This window comes from Sinorhizobium medicae, assembly GCF_007827695.1.
GTDB lineage: Bacteria > Pseudomonadota > Alphaproteobacteria > Rhizobiales > Rhizobiaceae > Sinorhizobium > Sinorhizobium medicae.
The window spans coordinates 116,463-136,880 of sequence record NZ_VITA01000017.1 but is presented as its reverse complement, the minus strand read 5'-3'; the positions used below and the strand labels follow the sequence as shown (position 1 = coordinate 136,880).

Genomic DNA, 20,418 nt, shown 5'->3' with positions numbered 1-20,418 from the left:
GGCGGAGGACCAGAGCCAGCACACGGTCTTTAAAGACCAGGATTCCGACGGCCTTCCGCCCGCACCCATATAAGCACAGTTTCGACACACAGGATGCCAGCCGGACCAAGTCCTTGGGCTGAAGAGGCTCTTTTACTCCACTCGCGGCTTGTCAAAATAATCTATATGTGAATTAGATATTCAAATAAGAATGACATCTTGTTCGAGATTGCCGCAGGGAAAGAGTAGCTACGCATGACAACAGAGTCCGAATTGCCGCTTGCCGGCCTCGTCGTGGTCGACATGAGCCAGTTTCTTTCCGGCCCTTACTGTTCGCTTCGGCTGATGGATCTCGGCGCGCGCGTCATCAAAATCGAGCGGCCGGACGGCGGCGATCTTTCCCGGCGGCTTTACCTGAGCGACACGGAGATCGGCGGCGATTCTACCATCTTCCACGCCATCAATCGTGCCAAGGAAAGCTTTGCGATCGATCTCAAGAACGAAGACGACCTGGCGGCGCTGAAGCGGCTTCTCGCCAAGGCGGACGTGATGATCCAGAATTTCCGGCCGGGCGTCATCGAAAGGCTGGGCCTGGATTACGAAGCGGTCAGGGCGATCAATCCGTGCATCGTCTATGCCTCGATCAGCGGCTATGGCGAAGAAGGCCCCTGGGTAAAGCGTCCCGGCCAGGACCTGCTGGCGCAGGCGCGCTCGGGCGTCATGTGGCTGAATGGCGACGAAGGGCAGGGGCCCGTTCCCTTCGGTCTCGCCATCGGCGATATGCTGGCCGGCGCGGCCGCTGCTCAAGGGGTTCTCGCGGCATTGGTGCGGCGGGGCATTTCGGGTAAAGGAAGCCTGGTGGAAACGAGCCTCCTCGAGGCGCTCGTCGATTTCCAGTTCGAGGTCCTGACGACTCATCTCAACGACGGCCGCCGGCTGCCGAAGCGGTCGGCGTTCCGAAGCGCGCATGCTTATCTTTCCGCGCCCTACGGGGTTTACGCGGCAAGCGACGGCTTTCTCGCGATCGCGATGACGCCGATTCCAAAGCTGGCAGACCTGTTGCAGATCGACGCGCTCGCGCCCTATCGCGACGATCCCTCTGCGTGGTTCACCGAGCGCGACCCCATCAAGGCGCTGATTGCCGCACGAATCGCGGAACGCACCGTCGACGAATGGCTCGCGGTGCTGGAGCCGGCCGACATATGGTGCGCGCGCGTGCTCGATTGGAACGAACTCCTGGAAAGCGAGGGTTTTCAGGTCCTCGACATGCTGCAGACGGTGATGCGCGAAGACGACGTGTCGATTATGACCACGCGTTCGCCGCTGCGGATCAATGGCCGCCGGCCGAGCGTCGAGCGCGCGGCGCCACGGATCGGCGAGCACGGCGCATCCATCAGAGAGGAGTTCGGCCTGTGAACCACGTCCTCAAGGGAATGACCTGGAACCATCCGCGCGGCTACGACCCGATGGTGGCCTGCTCGCGGGCTTGGCAGGAGAAGTCGGGCGTCGAGATCCAATGGGAGAAGCGGTCACTGCAGGACTTCGAGACCTTTCCGGTGGAAGTCCTTGCAAGGGATTACGACCTGATCATCATCGATCATCCGCATGTCGGCCAGATCACCAGCGAAAACTGCCTGCTTCCGCTGGACGTGCCCGGGCGTGAGGCCGATCGGCAGGCTCTCTCGGCGGCAAGTGTCGGCCCCTCCTATCGCAGCTACGAATGGAACGCCCGCCAATGGGCCTTTCCGATCGATGCCGCGACCCAGGTGCAGGCCTGGCGGCCGGATCGGACCGGGAGCCTGCGGACCTGGCGGGAGGTTCTGGACCTGGCGCGTTCAGGCGGCGTCGTTCTGCCGCTTCGCCCGCCGCATTCGCTGATGAGCTTCTTCACCCTCTGCGGCAATCTGGGGCGGCCCTGCCGCAGCAACGGGCAGGGTGATCTCGTCGATGCCGAGACAGGTGCCACTGCAATCGAGCTGCTGAAGGAGATCGCAGCCCTGGTCGACCCGGTCTGCTTCGACATGGATCCGATCGCAGCCTTCGAGGCGATGGCGGAAGAGGGGGCCGCGTTTGCCTGCGCGCCGCTCATCTACGGCTATGTTAGCTACTCGATGGCGGGCTTTCGACCGGCGCTCATCCGCTTCGGCGATATTCCTGAGATAGGCGCGGCAGGACCGGTCGGCTCGGCTCTCGGCGGGACGGGCATTGCGGTCTCCGCCTTCTCGAAGGCGCCGGAGCAGGCGATCGATTTTGCCTATTGGGTGGCGAGCGGCGACGTGCAGCGGGGTATCTACGCCGCCTGCGGCGGCCAGCCCGGCCATGGCGCCGCCTGGCAGGACGAGACGGTCAATGCGGCGACCCATGATTTCTACCGCGCCACGCGGGCGACCCTTGAGGCTGCCTGGCTCCGGCCGCGCCATGACGGCTATATGGCGTTCCAGCAGGCGGGTTCGGATCGCCTAAACGAAGGGCTCAGGCGCGGCGATCGGCCGAGCCTCGTGGCCGAAGAACTCAATAGGCTGTTTCGCAAGAGTTTTCGGTGAAGCAAGCTGCTCGCCGGGCCATCATCCGGCTGCCGCCCCTTCTCCCCGTTTTGACGGGGAGAAGGGATATACCGCGCCGTCTTGCTCAACTGCCCCCGCGGCCCTCGTAAAGGATGGATTCAATCTTTCTTGGTAATTTCCCGTTAGCAAGTCTCGTCAGTGGGTCCTGGCGGCACATGCGCCGTCGACTTTTCGTATTGCGTGCGGGTCCTCATGCGTCATTTTTCAGTTGTTTCAGCGATCGTCATATTTGGTCTGGTTCTGTCGGGCTGCGGCTTCGGGGGTGATCGTCCCTCTCGGGAGACGACGAGCTCCGTGCGTCCGGCAAGTCCGGTTCCGTCAGCGGAAGTCAGCGCCGTTGCCGCGAAAAGCGCGCCGGAGGCGCTCGCCTGGGCGGGGCCGGTGCCGGAGCCCCAGGCTTTTACGTCCGCGCAGAGGACCGTCGGCATGCCCGTGCCGGCCGAGCGTCCGCTTGCGATGCTCGCTCCGGAAAATTCCGCGGGGCCTCAGGGCGGCCGCACACGCGTTTACAGCCACAGCTTCCGTGATGCCCATCCGATCAACTTCGGCAAGAGATCACCGCGCAAAATGGCCGTTCATGGCGTCGACGTTTCGCGTTGGCAGGGAGACATAAACTGGGCGAAGCTGCGCAGCCAGGGCGCCAACTTCGCCTATATCAAGGCGACCGATGGCGGCGATCATCTCGATCCCATGTTCAAGAAGAACTGGCGCCGGGCGAACGAAGCCGGACTGAAACGCGGCGCCTATCACTTCTTCTACTGGTGCCGCACGGCCGGCGAGCAGGCTGACTGGTTCATTCGCAACGTGCCGCGGGATCCGACCGCGCTTCCCCACGTGATCGATGTCGAATGGAACGGTGAGTCGAGCTGCAAACGGCGCCCCTCGCGCGAGCGGGTGCTCGAAAAGATGCAGGTCTTCATGGACAAGCTGGAGCGGCATTACGGCCAGCGCCCGATCATCTACACCGCGCCTGACTTCTACCGCGACAATCTGCAGGGCGCGTTTCCCAATCATCCCTTCTGGCTGCGCTCGGTCGCGGCCCATCCGTCCAAGGTTTATCCCGGACGCAAATGGGTGTTCTGGCAATATTCGGGTTCGGGTCTGTCCCACGGCGTCGAGGGGCGGATCGATCTCAACGTCTTCAACGGCAGCGAGGAGGATTGGCACAATTGGGTGGCGGCGCGCTCGAGTTGAGCCGATAAAACGGAATCTGTGATGCTACCAATCCGCCTGCTGCAGCCAGATGATCCGGCCCTGCCGGCGCTCGCGATACTGATCGAGGAAATGCAGGCGCATTTACCGGGTGCCTGTCCAGCCGCGCGAGCCCACGGCCGCTCTTCGCCCGCGACGCAGTCCTGTCGCTTTGGATCGATGAATTCGAGTCCACCCATGCCTGGAGCGGCGTCACGACGCTCGTGCTGCACCCGCAGGTGTCAGGCCGTCCGATGCGCTGGCATCTCCTTCGTGATTTCCTTCGCCACGTCCAGGAAAAGGGCGACGTGTGGATCGCGACCGGCGAGGAGATCACCAATCATTTCGAGGCGCTGGAACGCCACCGCGGCACATCATGACGGCGGCACCCGGCACGGTTTGCTCTCCCTCCTTTGACATGCACAGAGATGCGGGGGATGAATGCACCCGCCAGAGCTGTAATGCCGTCAGGCTAGATTCCATATCCGGCGTGCATTGCCCGAAAGCAGCTTCGTCCGCTCATCGAGGCTGCAACCTTCGATGAGGGCATGGGTCGCCGCGACCCAGGTCGACAGGTTGCCGCCAAGCGTGCAGACCGGCCAGTCACTGCCCCAGACAATACGGTCCCAGCCGAAAGCGGCGATCGTGTGCTCGACATAGGGGCGGATCGAGGCAAGCGTCCAATCTTCCTCGGCATAGGCGATCACCCCGGAAATCTTCGCGGTCACATTCGGCCGTTGGGCGATTTCGGTCATATGCTCGCGCCAGGGGTGCTCCGCCCGGCCCTTGATGTCCGGTACGCCGCAATGATCGAGAACGAACCGGACGTCCGGCGCGAGGTCGGCAAGAGCCATCGCTTTCGGGATCTGGTGCGGCAGCACGCACAGATCGAAGGTGAAGCGCGTCCCTGAAAGGCGCCTGATGTTTTCGCGAAAAAGAGGCTGTTCCGAAAGATCGTCGGCAACGACGTGAAGCACCCGCCTGAATCCCCGGACGAAGGCGTTCGCTTCCTGCCGCTCGAGATAGGCGGCAAAGCCGTCGTCTTCTGGCCGGCAGGCGGCGATCGCGCCCCTCAGAAGGCTTCCCGGCTCACGCGACAGACGCGCAATCTCGCTCGTTTCGCGTTCGATCTGACCCGCCTCGACGTCGACTTCCATGTGCAGCGAAGCGGCAATGCCGACACGCTTTGCTTCTGCCGCATAGGCCGAATAGAGAAAATCGCGATCGAGTGCGGGGACGCCGCCAAGCCAGGGATAGCTCAACGCGGATTTGTCGATCAGATGCAGGTGCGTGTCGATGATCAAGGCTGCTCCTCCTCTTCAGGCGATCAGAGTCCACATAGGAACGGTTCATTCAGATGAGAATACGCTTCAGCCTTGTGCAACATCAGCACCCGCCAGCGCCGAAAGCTGCGACGCGGTCTTGAGCAAGAGCGATATTGTCTCGGTAATGTCGGGCGCCGAAGGATTGTTCACCAGGGAAATATAGGGGCAGGTGAGCGCCGCGAGGCTGCGCCCGTCCGAGCTGAGGATCGGAGCAGACAGGTTGTAGACGCCTGCGGTCTGCGCGCTTGCCATCATCTCATAGCCGCGCTCGCGGATCTGGTCGAGACGGACGTAGAATTCCGGCGTGAGATTGATCTCGTCTCTGCTGCGAACATGTTCGGAGATCATCATCTCCCGTTCTTCCGGCGACCGGAATGCAAGCAGAACGTGGCCCGATCCGGTGTCGAACAGGCTGATATGCGAGCCGACGCGGATCGAAATGCCCCAATAGTCAGGGGCTTCCTGCTGGGCGATCACGACCGCCGAACCGCGGTCGAAGACCGCAAGCTGGTTGGCCTGCTTTGAGCGCTGCGCCAGTTCGCGCATCAGCGGCGTGGCGAAGGAAACGAGCCTGCGCACCGGTGCATGCAGCTGCGCCAGGCCGAAGAGCTTCAGCGTCAGAGAATAAAGGTCGCCATCGATCCGCGTCACATAGCCTCGGCGCACGAGCCTGTCGAGCATGCGGTAGAACTCGTTCGGACTGCGGTTCAGCCTCTTTGAGATTTCCGCCTGGGTGAGGCCGCCGTCCACGCTGGCGAGCAACTCCAGAATGTCGAGCCCCTTATCCAGCGCCGGCGCGCGATACTTGTCGGACTCTTCACTGTCCATTCCGCGTCATCTCCAATGAATATAAAGAACCATATACGCATAAAAAACGGGATACGAAAGGGAACCGCCCTTGACCGAGGATAAATTTGTTGTTTGTATATAAATTAGTTTCTCACGGATGAGGACTCGTGCCCCAGGAGAAGGGTGCGTTCAGCGGAGGAGATGCAATGAACAGGCTGCTTTCCGGCGTATCGGCCGGTGTAATCATGCTTGTCTGCGCTATGGGGGCGGCAAGTGCCGCTGACCTGCCGGGCAAGTTCGAGGGTGTTACCATCGACGCCAAGCTGATTGGCGGCCAGCAATATGAAAAGCTCTACGAGCGCATCGGCGAATGGGAGAAGGCGACCGGCGCCAAGGTCAACATCCTGTCGAAGAAGAACCACTTCGAACTCGACAAGGAGATCAAATCGGACATCGCCACCGGCGGCATCACCTGGTGCGTCGGTTCGAATCATTCCTCTTTCGCACCGCAATATCCGGATATTTACGCCGATCTTTTCGGCCTGATCCCGTCCGAGGAGGTCGCCAGGTTCGTGCCGGCCGTGATCGATGCCTCGACGCTCGAAGGCAAGCTTGTCATGCTGCCGCGGGCGCAATTCGACGTCTCGGCACTCTATTACCAGAAGAGCCTTTATCAGGACGAGGCGAAGAAGGCCGAGTTCAAGGCCAAGTACGGCTATGATCTCGCGCCGCCCGACACCTGGGCTCAGGTGAGCGATCAGGCGGAATTCTTCGCCGCGCCGCCGAACTTCTACGGCACGCAGTTCGCCGGCAAGGAGGAAGCGATCAACGGCCGCTTCTACGAGATGCTGGTCGCCGAGGGTGGAGAATATCTCGACAAGGACGGTCGACCGGCATTCAATTCGGAAGCGGGCGTGCGCGCCCTCGATTGGTTCGTCAAGCTCTACAAAAGCAAAGCGGTTCCGCCGGGCACCACCAACTATCTCTGGGACGATCTCGGCCAGGGCTTCGCTTCGGGCTCGATCGCGGTCAATCTCGACTGGCCTGGCTGGGCGTCCTTTTTCAACGATCCGAAATCCTCGAAGGTTGCCGGCAATGTCGGGGTGAAGGTTCAGCCGGCCGGGTCGTCCGGCAAGCGCACCGGCTGGTCCGGGCATCACGGCTTTTCGGTAACGGAGTCCTGCGGGAGCAAGGAGGCAGCCGCCTCGCTCGTCTGGTGGCTGACCAACGAAGACAGCCAGATGCTCGAATCCGCAGCCGGCCCTCTTCCGACCCGCAGCGCCGTATGGGATCACAACATCAAGGCCGCCGAGGGCGACGCCTACAAGACCGAGGTGCTGCAGGCCTTCCAGGAGGCAGCAAAGCACGCCTTCCCGGTTCCGCAGACGGCCGAGTGGATCGAGATATCCAATGCCGTCTATCCGGAGCTTCAGGCGGCCATCCTCGGCGACAAGACGTCGAAGGAAGCGCTCGATGCTGCCGCCGAAAAGGCGACCGGCATCCTCGAAGACGCCGGCAAGCTCTAGCGCAAATTGCGAGGACGGCGCCGGCCGAGCCGGCGCCGTTCTGCATCTTCACCTTGTTAGTGGATCTCCGATGAAGCTCTCGAAATTGTCAGCACCTACGCTTCTGCTGCTTCCGGCCTTCATCGTTCTGGCAGTCTTCATCGTGCTGCCGCTGATGTTTTCGCTCTACTCCAGCTTTACGCCGTTCCGGCTGACAAAGCCCGACACGCTTTGGGTATTCATCGGCTTCAGGAACTACGTGAACGTGCTCACCAATGCCGAGTTCTGGGTCGCATTCGGCCGGACGGTGCTCCTGCTTACGATCGCTCTCAACGCCGAAATGCTTCTTGGCCTCGGTTTGGCGCTGCTCGTCAACAAGGCGACGCGCGGCCAGCGTATTCTGCGAACGGCGATGATGTTTCCGATGATGTTTTCGCCGGTACTCGTGGGCTTCCAGTTCAAATTTCTGTTCAACGACAATATCGGCTTCGTCAACAATGCGCTGCAGTCGCTGGGCCTGACCGACCGCGCTATCCCCTGGCTGATCGACGGCAATCTCGCGCTCTTCTCTATCATCGTTGCCGAGGTCTGGTCGTCGACGGCCGTCTTCGCGATCCTCATCCTCGCCGGCCTGCTCGCCATGCCGAAGGATCCGGTCGAAGCGGCGCATGTCGATGGCTGCACGCCCTGGCAAACCTTCCGCTACGTCACCTGGCCCTATCTGATGCCCTTCGCCTTCATCGCGATGACGATCCGTTCGCTCGATGTCGCGCGCGCCTACGACATCGTCAAGATCATGACGGATGGCGGTCCGGCCAAGCGCACAGAGCTGCTCTGGACCCTCGTCGGCCGTACCGCCTATGGCGACGCCCGCATGGGATTGGCCAACGCCATGGCCTATGTGGCCATCCTGCTCTCGATCGTCTTCACCGTGTATTTCTTCCGCAAGCTCGCCGCGGCGCGCCAGCAGATCGGAGCCGAGTGGTAATGGATACGAACGCATCCCATCGCCTGCGCCGGCGACTCCTGAAAGCGGCGCACTTCGTGGGACTTTTCCTCGCGATGGCCGTGATTTGCCTGCCAGGCCTCTGGATCGTGCTTTCATCGTTGCGGCCGACTGTAGAGATCATGGCGAAGCCGCCGGTCTGGATTCCCGAGACGCTCTCTCTCGACGCCTACCGGGCAATGTTTTCGGGTGCCGGCCAGGGAGGCGTCCCGGTCTGGGATTATTTCCGCAATTCGCTCATCGTCTCGGTCACCTCCACCGTCATCGCACTCGCGATCGGCCTTTCCGGCGGCTATGCTTTCGCACGGTACCGTTTCAAGGCGAAATCGGCGATCTTCCTCGGCTTCATGCTGACGCGCGCAGTGCCGGGCATTGCGCTGTCCCTGCCGCTCTTCATGCTCTATGCCCGCACCGGCATTATCGACACGCATTTCTCGCTGATCCTCACCTATGTCGCGCTCAACGTTCCCTTCACGATCTGGCTGATCGACGGCTTTTTCCGTCAGGTGCCGAAGGATCTCGCAGAGGCCGCACAGATCGACGGCTGCACTCCCTGGCAGGCCTTCTGGCAGGTGGAGTTTCCGCTGGCCGGCCCCGGCATTGCTTCAGCCGGCATCTTCGCCTTCCTGACGTCTTGGAACGAATATGCCCTCGCTTCGCAGATCACACGCTCCGTCAACTCCAAGACCCTGCCGGTGGGGCTCCTCGACTATACTGCCGAATTCACCATCGACTGGCGCGGCATGTGCGCGCTTGCCGTTGTGATGATCGTTCCCGCGTTGACCCTCACTTTCATCATTCAGAAGCACCTCGTCTCGGGCCTGACCTTCGGCGCGGTGAAAGGATAATCGTCCATGGCGCCCGTTACCCTCAGGAAACTCGTCAAGCGCTACGGCGCGCTGGAGGTCGTGCACGGCATCGATCTCGAGGTGAAGGACCGCGAGTTCATCGCGCTGGTCGGACCCTCGGGCTGCGGCAAGTCGACGACGCTGCGCATGATCGCGGGGCTCGAGGAGGTCAGCGGCGGCGCGATTGAGATCGGCGGGCGCAAGGTCAACGATCTGCCTCCACGGGCACGCAACATCTCGATGGTCTTCCAATCCTATGCGCTCTACCCGCATATGACCGTCGCCGAGAACATGGGGTTTTCTCTGAAGATCGCCGGGCGTTCCGCCGACGAGATCAAGACCCGTGTCGACGAAGCGGCAGCCATACTCGATCTCGGTCACCTCCTCGAACGCCGGCCTTCGCAACTGTCGGGCGGCCAGCGTCAGCGCGTAGCGATGGGGCGGGCGATCGTGCGCCAGCCGGACGTCTTCCTCTTCGACGAACCGCTGTCGAATCTCGATGCCAAGCTCAGGACCCAGGTCCGCACGGAGATAAAGAAGCTGCACGCCCGCATGCAGGCGACGATGATCTATGTCACCCATGATCAGGTCGAGGCGATGACGCTTTCCGATCGGATCGTCATCATGCGCGACGGCCATATCGAACAGGTGGGCACGCCGGAGGATGTCTTCCGCCGCCCGGCCACCAAGTTTGTCGCCGGCTTCATCGGTTCGCCTCCGATGAACATGGAGGAGGCGGTGCTGACGGACGGAAAGCTCGCCTTTACGACTGGAGCGAGCCTGCCGGTTCCACCGCGCTTCCGTTCTTCGCTGCGCGAAGGACAGAAAGTGACCTTCGGCCTTCGGCCCGACGACATCTATCCTTCCGGGCATGGCCTCCATGCGGGCGATGCGGATGCGGTCCACGAGCTCGAGCTTCCGGTCACGATCACCGAACCCTTGGGGAACGAAACGCTCGTCTTCACGCAATTCAACGGGCGGGATTGGGTCTCGCGCATGCTGAACCCGCGGCCGTTGCGCTCGGGGGAGAAGATGCGCATGAGCCTCGATCTCTCCCGGGCGCATATCTTCGACGGCGAAACGGGAAAGGCTTTGGCAGGCTGACATGGCGAGGATTGAGAGAATAGAACTGCGGATGGTGGATCTTCCGCCGAAGGTCAAACGCACCGATGCGATCCAGAGCTTCGTAAGCCAGGAAACGCCGATCGTCACGATCACGGACTCCGACGGCGCGGCGGGCACCGGCTACAGCTATACGATCGGCACCAGCGGGTCGTCCGTCATGCGGCTCCTATCCGATCATCTCGTACCGATGCTGATCGGGGAGGATGCGGATTGCATCGAGGCGCTTTGGCACAAGATGGAGTTTGCGACGCATGCGACGACCATCGGCGCCATTACGGCGCTGGCGCTTGCCGCCGTCGACACGGCCCTTTGGGATTTGCGGGCGAGAAAGCAGAAACTGCCGCTCTGGAAACTTGCCGGCGGCGCGAAGGAGAGCTGCCCGCTTTACACCACCGAAGGCGGCTGGCTGCACATCGAAAAACAGGCTCTCGTCGAGGATGCATTGCAGGCGAAGGCCAAGGGCTTCTCAGGATCGAAGGTCAAGATCGGCAAGCCGAGCGGGGCAGAGGACTACGACCGGCTCGCCGCCATGCGCGCGGCACTTGGCGACGGTTTCGAGATCATGACCGATTGCAATCAGGGCTTCACCGTCGACGAGGCGATCCGCCGTGCCGCGCGGCTGCGGGAGCTCGATCTCGCCTGGATCGAGGAGCCGCTGCCGGCCGATGATCTCGATGGTCATATCCGCCTGACGCGGTCGACATCGACGCCGATCGCCGTTGGTGAATCCATCTATTCGATCCGCCATTTCCGCGAATACATGCAGAAGGGGGCCTGCTCGATCGTGCAGGTGGATGTGGCGCGGATCGGCGGCATCACGCCCTGGCTGAAAGTGGCCCATGCGGCGGAGGCCTTCGACATTCCCGTCTGCCCGCATTTCCTGATGGAACTGCATGTGAGCCTCGTCTGCGCCGTGCCCAACGGAAAGTATGTCGAATATATTCCGCAGCTCGACGATTTGACACAGAAGGGAATGGAGATCCGCGAGGGCAGGGCGGTCGCGCCTTCCGATCCGGGCATCGGAATTGTGTGGGATTGGGAAGCGGTCAAGGCGCGCTCGGTCGCCGAGTTCAACCGCGAGTTTCGCCGGTAGAAGGGAACGGTCATGCAGAGAATGGGAATGGTGATCGGGCTCGAGCCGGCGAAACTGGCGGAATACAAGAGGCTGCATGCGGCCGTCTGGCCGGATATCCTCGCGCTGATCAGCGAATGCAACATCACCAACTACTCGATCTTCCTCAAGGAGCCGGAAAACCTTCTCTTCGGCTATTGGGAGTATGTCGGTCAGGACTTCGATGCCGACATGGCAAAGATGGCGGCGCATCCGAAAAATAAGGAATGGTGGTCGGTGTGCATGCCCTGCCAGAAACCGCTTGCTACCCGCAAGGAGGGCGAGTGGTGGGCGATGATGGAGGAAGTCTTCCATCATGACTGAAGCCTTCATTCCCTCCTCTCTCCGGCAATGGTGGCCGAAGCCGGCGAACCCGCGTCCCATCGTGATCTTCGGTGCAGGCAGCATCGTCGGCGACGCGCATCTTCCGGCCTACAGGAAGGCTGGCTTCCCGGTGGCCGGCATATTCGACCCGGACGGGGAAAAGGCGGCGGCGCTTGCCCGGCAGTGGGACATCCGGGCATTTGCGACCGAAGAGGAAGCGGTGGCGGCGGAAAACGCGGTGTTCGATCTTGCGACGCCGCCGGCTGCACACGTCCCCATTCTCTCGAAACTGCCCGAGGGCTCCTTCGCGCTGATTCAGAAGCCGATGGGCGGCAATCTTGCAGCGGCAACGGATATCCTTGAAATCTGCCGCGCGCGGCAGATTAAGGCGGCAGTGAACTTTCAGCTCCGCTTCGCACCGATGATGATTGCACTCAAGGACGCCATCGCCAGAGGCTATCTCGGAGAGGTGGTCGATTTCGACGCCTGGTTGGCACTGGCAACGCCTTGGGGCCTTTGGCCGTTCCTGAAGGGACTGCCGCGCATCGAGATTGCGATGCATTCCATCCATTACCTGGACCTCGTCCGCGACCTCCTGGGTGATCCGCAGGGCGTTCACGCCAAGTCCATCGGCCATCCGAACCACGATGTGGCGCAGACCCGCACGGCCGCGATCCTCGATTATGGCGAGAAGGTGCGCTGCGTGCTTTCGGTCAATCACGATCATGATTACGGGCGGAAATTTCAGGCCTGCGAGTTTCGGATCTCAGGGACAAGGGGTGCCGCCTATGTCAAGCTCGGCGTCAATCTCGATTATCCGCGGGGCGAGCCGGACGAGCTGTGGATTCGGCCCTCGGATTGCAGCGAATGGGTCCCAGTGCCGCTTGAAGGTTCGTGGTTTCCGGATGCCTTTGCCAACCGGATGGCCAACATACAGCGCCATGCGTCGGGCGATGATGATGAACTCATAGGGTCGGTCGAGGACGCATGGCGAACGATGGCCCTGGTCGAGGCCGCCTACCAGTCGAGCGCCCGACCGGCAACGCCGATCCCGGCGCTCCCAGCGGAAAAGTGAAAATGAGCGAGCAGACGATCTATTTCGAGGATTATGAACGGGGACATGTGCGGCTGACGAGCGGGCGTACGATCACGGAAACGGACTTTGTCGTCCATGCCGGGCATACGGGCGACTTCTTTCCGCATCATATGGATTCGGAGTTCGCCAAGACGCTGCCCGGCGGGCAGCGCATTGCTCATGGTACCATGATCTTCTCTATCGGCGTCGGGCTCACCGCCTCCTTGATCAATCCCGTCGCCTTCTCCTACGGTTATGACCGTCTGCGATTCGTCCGCCCCGTCCACATCGGCGATACGATCCGCACACGGGTCACCATCGCCGCCAAGGAAGATGATCCGAAGCGGCCGGCGGCCGGCCGGGTCGTCGAGCGATGCGAGGTCATCAATCAACGCGGCGAGGTCGTTCTCGCCGCCGATCACATTCTGATCGTCGAACGCAAATCTGAAGGAACCATCCAATGACAGCGAACCTTGCCGGAAAGGTCGTCCTCGTCACAGCTGCGGCGCAGGGGATAGGGCGCGCAACCGCACTCGCCTTCGCCAGAGCCGGTGCCAAGGTTCACGCGACGGATATCAACACCGACGCCCTCGGCAACTTCGGAGGCGAGGCGGGTATCAGCACCCATCGGCTGGATGTCCTCGACACCGCCGCGGTCGAGGCGCTGATCACCGAGACCGGTGCCGTCGACGTGCTTTTCAACTGCGCCGGCTTCGTCCATGCTGGCTCGGTACTCACGATGAAGGACGAGGATCTCGACTTCGCCTTCGACCTCAACGTCAAGTCGATGATTCGTACCATTCGAGCGGTCCTGCCCGGCATGATCGCACGCAAGGACGGTTCGATCATCAACATGGCTTCCGTGGCTTCCAGCATAAAGGGCGTGCCGAACCGCTTCGCCTATGGCGTGACGAAGGCGGCGGTCATCGGGCTGACGAAAGCCGTTGCCGCCGATTACGTGGGTGACGGCATCCGCTGCAACGCGATCTGCCCAGGAACGGTCGAAAGCCCGTCGCTCGAGAGCCGCATGCGGGCGCAGGGAGACTACGAGACTGCGCGTGCGGCCTTCATCTCCCGCCAACCGATGGGTCGTCTCGGAACGCCCGAAGAAATCGCCGATCTCGCCGTGTATCTCGCCGGCGCAACTTACACCTCGGGTCAGGCCTATGCCATAGATGGCGGCTGGACCATTTGAACGTTCATCAGGGAAAAAGCACATGAAGTTTCTTCGTTATGGCGAACCGGGCCAGGAAAAGCCGGGTCTTCTCGGTTCCGACGGCATCATCCGCGATCTTTCCGGCCAGGTGCCCGATCTCGCCGCCGGCGCCCTCGATCCGAGCAAGCTCACCGAACTGGCGAAGCTCGATGTCGAGGCGCTGCCTGCCGTCAACGGTAATCCGAGACTCGGACCCTGCGTCGCAGGCACCGGCAAGTTCATCTGCATCGGTCTCAACTATTCCGACCACGCCGCCGAAACCGGCGCGACCGTTCCGCCGGAACCGATTATATTCATGAAGGCCACCTCGGCTATCGTCGGGCCGAACGACGACCTGATCCTGCCGCGCGGTTCGGAAAAGACCGACTGGGAAGTGGAACTCGGCATCGTCATTGGCAGGACGGCGAAATATGTGAGCGAAGCAGAGGCACTCGATTATGTCGCCGGCTATTGCACCGTTCACGACGTTTCGGAACGCGCATTCCAGACCGAGCGTCATGGTCAATGGACGAAGGGCAAGTCCTGCGACACCTTCGGGCCCACCGGACCGTGGCTCGTAACCAAGGACGAGGTCGAGGACCCGCAAAACCTCGCAATGTGGCTGAAGGTCAATGGCGAGACGATGCAGGACGGCTCGACGAAGACGATGGTCTACGGCGTCGCCTATCTCGTCTCCTACCTCTCCCAGTTCATGTCGCTGCACCCTGGTGACGTCATATCCACCGGCACGCCGCCGGGCGTCGGCATGGGCATGAAGCCACCGCGCTATCTGAAGGCAGGCGACGTGGTAGAGCTCGGCATCGAGGGCCTCGGCAGCCAGAAACAACGCGTACGCGCGGACGACTGATTCGGCACCATCATATTCCTGCAGCGCCTCTCATTTGCACGTCTGTCAGACGCGCGGCGCTGCAGGACCATCGGAGCAAATATGACCCGCATAACAGACCTGCGCGTCTTCGACCTGCGCTTCCCGACCTCCGCAAGCCTTGATGGCTCGGATGCCATGAACCCGGACCCGGACTATTCGGCGGCCTACGTCATCCTCGATACCGATCGCCCAGGGCTGGCGGGGCACGGCCTCACCTTCACCATCGGGCGCGGCAATGACATCTGCTGCATGGCTATCGAGGCCATGCGGCATCTCGTCGTCGGTCAGGACATTGGAGATATTCTGAAACATCCCGGTCGCTTCTGGCGGCACCTGACCAGCGACAGCCAGTTGCGCTGGATCGGACCTGAAAAGGGCGCGATCCATCTTGCGACTGGGGCAATCGTCAACGCGATCTGGGACCTCCTTGCGAAGGACGCCGGCAAGCCGGTATGGCGGCTCGTCAGCGAGATGTCGGCGGAAGAGATCGCCGACATCGTCGACTACCGTTACATCACGGATGTGCTTACCCGCGACGAGGCGATCGAGATTTTGCGGCGGGCCGAACCCGGCAAAGCCGACCGGATCGCCGCGCTCGAGAAGGAGGGCTATCCCTGCTACACGACCTCGGCGGGTTGGCTCGGTTATGACGACGAGAAGCTCCGGCGGCTTGCGCAGGAGGCAGTCGACGCAGGCTTCAACCATATCAAGATGAAAGTCGGCCGCGATCTCGCCGACGATATGCGCAGGCTGAGGATCGCCCGGGAAGTGATCGGCCCCGACAGATATCTGATGATCGACGCGAACCAGGTCTGGGAAGTCGGCGAGGCGATCGACTGGGTGCAGAAGCTCGCTTTCGCCAAGCCCTTCTTCATCGAGGAGCCGACGAGCCCCGACGACGTCGCCGGGCATCGCAAGATCCGCGAGGCGATCGGGCCGGTCAAGGTCGCAACCGGTGAGATGTGCCAGAACCGTATCATGTTCAAGCAGTTCATCGCCGAGGGTGCGATCGACATCGTGCAGATCGATTCCTGCCGGATGGGTGGGCTCAACGAGGTTCTGGCCGTGCTTCTGATCGCTGCCAAATACGGACTTCCCGTATGGCCGCACGCCGGTGGGGTCGGTCTCTGCGAATATGTGCAGCACCTGTCGATGATCGACTACGTCGCCGTTTCGGGTACGAAAGACGGCCGGGTCATCGAATATGTCGACCACCTGCACGAGCACTTCCTGGATCCGTGCGTCATCATCAACGCTGCCTATATGCCGCCGTCCCGACCCGGATTCTCGATTGAGATGAAGGAAAAGTCGATTGAGGATTATACGTTTCGCGGCTGATGCGAGCAGAACCGTCGTTGTGATGCTTGCGTGTGGATCCTCGGGTCAAGCCCGAGGATGACGACCGGAGGAGTCGGTGAACGACAAGGGAAGAGCCCGAGGATAACGACCGGCGTCGCCCGAGGATGACGACGGGAGGAATCCGCGCACGGTAGAGAGCACGTTGCGGCAATCTTCGCATGACGTGCGAACTGCCCCCGGCCGCGCTGCAATGCAAACGATCGAGGGCTCGGCACACGTACCTCGGCCGGTTTCGTGCGCCAACCCCTCTCACCGCTATCCACGGCTTGACCCGAGGATCCATTCACGGACGTTCGAAACGGAAGCGCTGCCACAGCGCCACTTTAGGCGCCGCACCATCCACGGCCGTTGCGGTGTGAAATTGTGCCGTTTCCCGTGTCTCGGCGCCCCTGAGAGACAATCGTCACTTGACGGAAGAAGTTCATTTGTGAATAGATTATTCACATATCGTGAGTTCCGGCAGGGAGTCCGGAAGAAGGAGGAGAGCATGAAGACCCTGATCGCTGCAGCCGCGATGGCTGCCCTGTCGTTCTGCGGCATTGCCAGTGCGCAGGAATACAGCTTGCGGTTCTCGACCTCGCAGGTGAATCCGAACGAGCCGATCATCAAAGCGATGAAGACTTACGCCGAGCGTGTTGGTGAACGCTCCGGCGGGCGAATCGCGATCACCGTGATGACGGGTGATCAGCTTGGTGCGCAAAAGAAGGTCAACGAGATGGTCATGAGCGGCGCGAGTCTGCTCAGCGCCACCGACTATGGTCAGCTTGGCCAGTTCGTACCGGATCTGTCTATCCTTGCCGGTCCCTATGTCTATCCGGATCTGGCCGCGACGGAGCGCCTCTTCGCATCGGATCTCTACAAGGAACTTTCCGGCAAGCTGGAAGCGCGTGGTATCAAGATCATCATGCCGAACGGCCTCTTCGGCTACCGTCACATCATTTCCAACAAGCCGGTTCGCTCGCCGGCTGATCTCGCCGGCGTGACCATTCGCGTACCCTCGTCGCCGATCATGATGGCGACCTTCGGCAACTACGGCGCAAGGCCGACGGAATTGCCGTGGGGGGACGTCTACAATGCGCTTCAGACCGGCGTCGTCGACGCAGCCGAAGGGCCTTTCGGCTCAATAGCCGGGGCGAAGCTGAACGAGACCCGCAAAGTCATTTCGAAGACCGGCCATCAGATCATGTTCACCGCCTGGGTAGCCTCCAGCCAGTTCTTCAACAGCCTGCCCGAAGACCTTCAAAAGATCCTCCTCGAGGAAGGGCGGGCGATCGCCAGTGAATTGACGCAGATGACACTGGAAACGGATAACGCCTATGCAAAGCAGCTATCTGCCTCCGGCGTCGAGATCGTGACCGATGTCGACATTCCGGCTTTCATCGAGGCCTCCCGGGCCGCCTACGACAAGGTTCCGAATATAACGCCTGGCATCTACGAGCAGGTGCAGAAGGCGATGAAGCAATAACAAGTCTCATCGGGCGCGGCCGCGTTCTCGATTGCGCGGCCGTGGCCCGCTCCGTCAGCCCTTCAACAGTTCGAGGCATTATGGAAACCTCACGCTCGCCGGAGGAGACTATCCCCCTCATCAGCCTGCGCCGCGCCGATGAGGCGGTTGGCGTCGTGGCGCTAATCGTCATCGTGTTCTCGATCCTCTGGGGGGTGGTCAGTCGTTACGTATTCCCGCAGCCTGCCGCCTGGACCTATGAACTGGCGATGATGGCCTTTGCCTATCTCGTGTTCTTCGGCGCCGTGGCTGGCGTCCGTCTCGGTACCCACGCCGCAATCGATGTGCTTGTCGCGGCCCTGCCTGACGGCTGGCAGAAAGCAGTCGCCTGGTTCAACTATCTGCTGCTGGCGCTCTTCTTCATGGTCATGACGATCCTTTTCGCCTGGCAGTCATGGACGTCCCGCCATGTGCATACGATCGCGCTCGACCTGTCGCGCGCCCTGTCCTACGCGCCGCTGGCGCTCGCTTCTGCCGGAATGCTTTTCCAGCACCTTATCGCCGAAAGGCCTTGGTCTGTCCGGCTGCATCGAAATCCGGAATCGCTGATATGACCCTGTTCCATCTCGCCGGCCCCTCGCTTCTGGTCGTCGTGCTGTTCTTGCTGTCGACGCCGATCACCTGGGCCATGGCGATCGGGGCGCTGGCCTTCTTTCTCATCAATATGGACATGATCCCGCTGGCCAACTTCGCGCAAGAAGTGGCGGAGGGCACTCAATCCGTATCCCTGTTGGCCCTGCCGCTATTTGTGCTTGCCGGCTGTATCATGAACGCATCCGGCATCACCCGGCGTCTGTTGACGCTTGCAGACGTGCTGGTCGGCCACATGACCGGCGCGCTGGCGCAGATGTGCCCGGTACTCGGCACCTTGCTCGGCGGCCTTACTGCGTCTGCGAATGCCGATGCGGCGATGCTCGCCAAAACGCTCGGCGTCGAGATGTCTGAAAGAGGCTATAGCCGCGCCTTCGCTGCGGTCATAACGTCCTCGGCGGCCATCATCACCAGCCTTATTCCGCCCTCCATCGGCCTGATCGTTTATGGCTTTCTGGCGGAGACTTCCATCGGCCGGCTCTTCGCGGCGGGGGTGGTGCCCGGCCTCCTTCTGGCAGCCGGGCTGATGGTGACCACCTATTTCATCGCCCGCAAGCGTGGCTACAAACCGCTGCGCAAGCAGCGCGCCACCCGCGCGGAGGCGACCCGGGCGCTGATCGACGGCCTCTGGGCGCTGTCGATCCCGGTGGTGATCTTCGCGGGTACGCGGTACGGTCTTTTCACGACCACCGAAGCCGGTGCCGTGGTCGTCGTTTACGTGCTCTTTGTCGCTGTGTTCGGCTACCGGGAGTTCACCGTCCGCCAGATTCCGGAGGTTTTGGCCGAAGCTGTACGCGATTCAGCCGTGGTGATGATCATGATCTGCGCGGCGGCAGCCTTCGGTTTCTATCTCGCCTGGGAGCAGGTGCCGCAGGCCATGTCGGGCTGGCTCGGCGAAGCGACGGACAACCCGCTCCTGATGCTGCTCCTCATCAACGTGCTGCTGATCGTCATCGGGACGGCAATCGAGGGATCGGCGGCGCTGATCATCCTCACGCCGATGCTGATTCCTCTCATCGACGGCGTAGGCATCGATCGCGTGCATTTCGGCATCGTGTTCATCACCAATCTGACAATTGCCGGTATTACACCGCCGGTTGGGGGGCTGATGTATATTTCGTCCATGGTGCTGAAGGTGCCGATGATGGCCTATGCACGCGAGGTGCTGCCCTATCTGGCGATGATGATGGCCCTTCTCATCGTGCTGAGCATGTTTCCGCAACTGTCTCTTTGGTTGCCTGATCTGGTCTATGAGACGTCCGCGGTCCAATAGCACCAAACCAGGCTTCTCCGCCCCATGGACGCAGAGGCCGGGAGATCCGCTTTTCAACCGACCTTTTTACGCAGGTGCTGATTATGGATGAGTTTATGCCCACCGTCGGAGTTTCGTCGACGCATCCCGCCGACATGCCGGACGATCACGCCGCTCTGCCCGTGTGGAACGCGGAAAACTGGTTCTATGAAGATTGGCCCGTCGGTCAGCGTATCCGGTCGCTGCGTCGGACGATCGGCGAGAGCGATAGCCATCTCTTCAATACACTTGTCGTCGATATCCATCCTTATGTTCAGGATCAGATGTTCGCGGAGCGGGAAGGAATATTCGGCCGTCGCCTCGTCGCCGGCGCCTTCGTATTCTCGGCCGGTCTCGGCCTCGTCGCGACAAACTGCGTGAACGCTTTTTCCTACGGTTACGACAAGCTGCGCTTCATCAAGCCGGTCTTCATCGGTGACACGATTTACACGATCCGGACCAACATGGAGAAGGTGCCCCGTTACAAAGACCTCGGCCTCATTCGCGCCAGCTACCAGGTCTTCAAGAACGAAGGTGAACTGGTTCTCTACTGCGAGCACCTTCAAACCGTGAAGTACCAGAACCCGGCCGACTTCGTTGGCAAGACCGAAAGGTAGGAAAACAGCAGCGAAAGGCCGAACTACCTCTTATCCGCATTTTAGGGTCGGTCTGGGCTCGTTTCCCTTGGCGCTACCGTCGCCGCGGCACTTTGACTTGCCGCCTGATTTTTCTCCCTTAATCGCGTAC

At 61.4% G+C, this 20,418-nt stretch carries 20 protein-coding genes and 1 pseudogene; 19 read left to right on the top strand and 2 right to left on the bottom strand.

What is annotated here, in order from left to right; genetic code table 11:
- Positions 1 to 234 precede the first annotated feature (234 nt).
- The 4 genes and pseudogenes from FB009_RS24975 to FB009_RS24955 all read left to right on the top strand — a co-directional run.
- Complete coding sequence (locus FB009_RS24975) at positions 235 to 1,395, top strand: CaiB/BaiF CoA transferase family protein (RefSeq protein ID WP_101804619.1); 1,161 nt, start codon at positions 235 to 237, stop codon at positions 1,393 to 1,395.
- On the top strand, positions 1,392 to 2,522 hold the full coding sequence (locus tag FB009_RS24970; RefSeq protein ID WP_101804620.1) for an extracellular solute-binding protein: 1,131 nt from the start codon (positions 1,392 to 1,394) through the stop codon (positions 2,520 to 2,522). Before FB009_RS24975 ends, FB009_RS24970 begins: the two co-directional genes overlap by 4 nt.
- Positions 2,523 to 2,735: 213 nt before the next feature.
- Positions 2,736 to 3,737 (top strand): glycoside hydrolase family 25 protein, encoded by a 1,002-nt coding sequence (locus tag FB009_RS24965; protein ID WP_101804621.1) that lies wholly within the window; start codon positions 2,736 to 2,738, stop codon positions 3,735 to 3,737.
- A 113-nt stretch (positions 3,738 to 3,850) separates the two neighbouring features.
- Positions 3,851 to 4,114 (top strand): annotated as a pseudogene (locus tag FB009_RS24955) (polysaccharide deacetylase family protein); the annotation flags it as partial.
- An 87-nt stretch (positions 4,115 to 4,201) separates the two neighbouring features.
- Here FB009_RS24955 and FB009_RS24950 read toward each other — a convergent pair.
- Both FB009_RS24950 and FB009_RS24945 read right to left on the bottom strand, forming a co-directional pair.
- Positions 4,202 to 5,038, bottom strand: coding sequence for an amidohydrolase family protein (locus FB009_RS24950; RefSeq protein WP_101804622.1), 837 nt, complete (start codon positions 5,036 to 5,038; stop codon positions 4,202 to 4,204).
- A 66-nt stretch (positions 5,039 to 5,104) separates the two neighbouring features.
- Positions 5,105 to 5,887: an IclR family transcriptional regulator gene (locus tag FB009_RS24945; protein ID WP_101804623.1), complete on the bottom strand. Its 783-nt coding sequence runs from the start codon at positions 5,885 to 5,887 to the stop codon at positions 5,105 to 5,107.
- A gap of 167 nt (positions 5,888 to 6,054) precedes the next feature.
- Between FB009_RS24945 and FB009_RS24940 the strand changes: the two genes are divergently transcribed.
- From FB009_RS24940 to FB009_RS24870, 15 genes are all read left to right on the top strand, one after another.
- Positions 6,055 to 7,374 (top strand): type 2 periplasmic-binding domain-containing protein, encoded by a 1,320-nt coding sequence (locus tag FB009_RS24940; RefSeq protein WP_028053610.1) that lies wholly within the window; start codon positions 6,055 to 6,057, stop codon positions 7,372 to 7,374.
- A gap of 70 nt (positions 7,375 to 7,444) precedes the next feature.
- Entirely contained in the window at positions 7,445 to 8,341 is an 897-nt protein-coding gene (locus FB009_RS24935) for a carbohydrate ABC transporter permease (RefSeq protein ID WP_026183580.1), read from the top strand.
- Positions 8,341 to 9,207, top strand: a complete 867-nt coding sequence (locus tag FB009_RS24930) for a carbohydrate ABC transporter permease (RefSeq protein ID WP_012061886.1) — start codon at positions 8,341 to 8,343, stop codon at positions 9,205 to 9,207. Before FB009_RS24935 ends, FB009_RS24930 begins: the two co-directional genes overlap by 1 nt.
- Before the next feature lie 6 nt (positions 9,208 to 9,213).
- Positions 9,214 to 10,311 carry an ABC transporter ATP-binding protein gene (locus FB009_RS24925; protein WP_018012158.1) on the top strand — a complete coding sequence of 366 codons (1,098 nt, stop codon included), beginning with the start codon at positions 9,214 to 9,216 and terminating at the stop codon, positions 10,309 to 10,311.
- A 1-nt stretch (position 10,312) separates the two neighbouring features.
- Positions 10,313 to 11,425, top strand: a complete 1,113-nt coding sequence (locus FB009_RS24920; protein ID WP_145162117.1) for a mandelate racemase/muconate lactonizing enzyme family protein — start codon at positions 10,313 to 10,315, stop codon at positions 11,423 to 11,425.
- 12 nt (positions 11,426 to 11,437) lie between these two features.
- Complete coding sequence (locus tag FB009_RS24915) at positions 11,438 to 11,767, top strand: L-rhamnose mutarotase (RefSeq protein WP_018012156.1); 330 nt, start codon at positions 11,438 to 11,440, stop codon at positions 11,765 to 11,767.
- Positions 11,760 to 12,842, top strand: coding sequence for a Gfo/Idh/MocA family protein (locus FB009_RS24910; RefSeq protein ID WP_101804625.1), 1,083 nt, complete (start codon positions 11,760 to 11,762; stop codon positions 12,840 to 12,842). Before FB009_RS24915 ends, FB009_RS24910 begins: the two co-directional genes overlap by 8 nt.
- A 2-nt stretch (positions 12,843 to 12,844) precedes the next feature.
- The gene (locus FB009_RS24905; RefSeq protein ID WP_018012154.1) at positions 12,845 to 13,306 is read left to right on the top strand and encodes a MaoC/PaaZ C-terminal domain-containing protein; all 462 of its coding nucleotides are present in this window, start codon (positions 12,845 to 12,847) and stop codon (positions 13,304 to 13,306) included.
- On the top strand, positions 13,303 to 14,037 hold the full coding sequence (locus tag FB009_RS24900; RefSeq protein WP_018012153.1) for an SDR family oxidoreductase: 735 nt from the start codon (positions 13,303 to 13,305) through the stop codon (positions 14,035 to 14,037). Before FB009_RS24905 ends, FB009_RS24900 begins: the two co-directional genes overlap by 4 nt.
- A gap of 22 nt (positions 14,038 to 14,059) precedes the next feature.
- Complete coding sequence (locus FB009_RS24895) at positions 14,060 to 14,905, top strand: fumarylacetoacetate hydrolase family protein (RefSeq protein ID WP_012061879.1); 846 nt, start codon at positions 14,060 to 14,062, stop codon at positions 14,903 to 14,905.
- Positions 14,906 to 14,986: 81 nt separating this feature from the next.
- A complete protein-coding gene (locus tag FB009_RS24890; protein ID WP_101804626.1) occupies positions 14,987 to 16,264 on the top strand; it encodes an L-fuconate dehydratase in 1,278 nt (425 codons plus the stop codon).
- A gap of 508 nt (positions 16,265 to 16,772) precedes the next feature.
- On the top strand, positions 16,773 to 17,750 hold the full coding sequence (locus FB009_RS24885) for a C4-dicarboxylate TRAP transporter substrate-binding protein (RefSeq protein ID WP_101804627.1): 978 nt from the start codon (positions 16,773 to 16,775) through the stop codon (positions 17,748 to 17,750).
- An 80-nt stretch (positions 17,751 to 17,830) separates the two neighbouring features.
- Positions 17,831 to 18,343 carry a TRAP transporter small permease gene (locus FB009_RS24880; protein ID WP_101804628.1) on the top strand — a complete coding sequence of 171 codons (513 nt, stop codon included), beginning with the start codon at positions 17,831 to 17,833 and terminating at the stop codon, positions 18,341 to 18,343.
- On the top strand, positions 18,340 to 19,653 hold the full coding sequence (locus FB009_RS24875; protein WP_145162115.1) for a TRAP transporter large permease: 1,314 nt from the start codon (positions 18,340 to 18,342) through the stop codon (positions 19,651 to 19,653). The genes FB009_RS24880 and FB009_RS24875 overlap by 4 nt, the downstream gene beginning before the upstream one ends.
- Before the next feature lie 83 nt (positions 19,654 to 19,736).
- Positions 19,737 to 20,288, top strand: coding sequence for a MaoC family dehydratase (locus FB009_RS24870; RefSeq protein WP_028053599.1), 552 nt, complete (start codon positions 19,737 to 19,739; stop codon positions 20,286 to 20,288).
- The last annotated feature ends 130 nt before the right edge of the window (positions 20,289 to 20,418 follow it).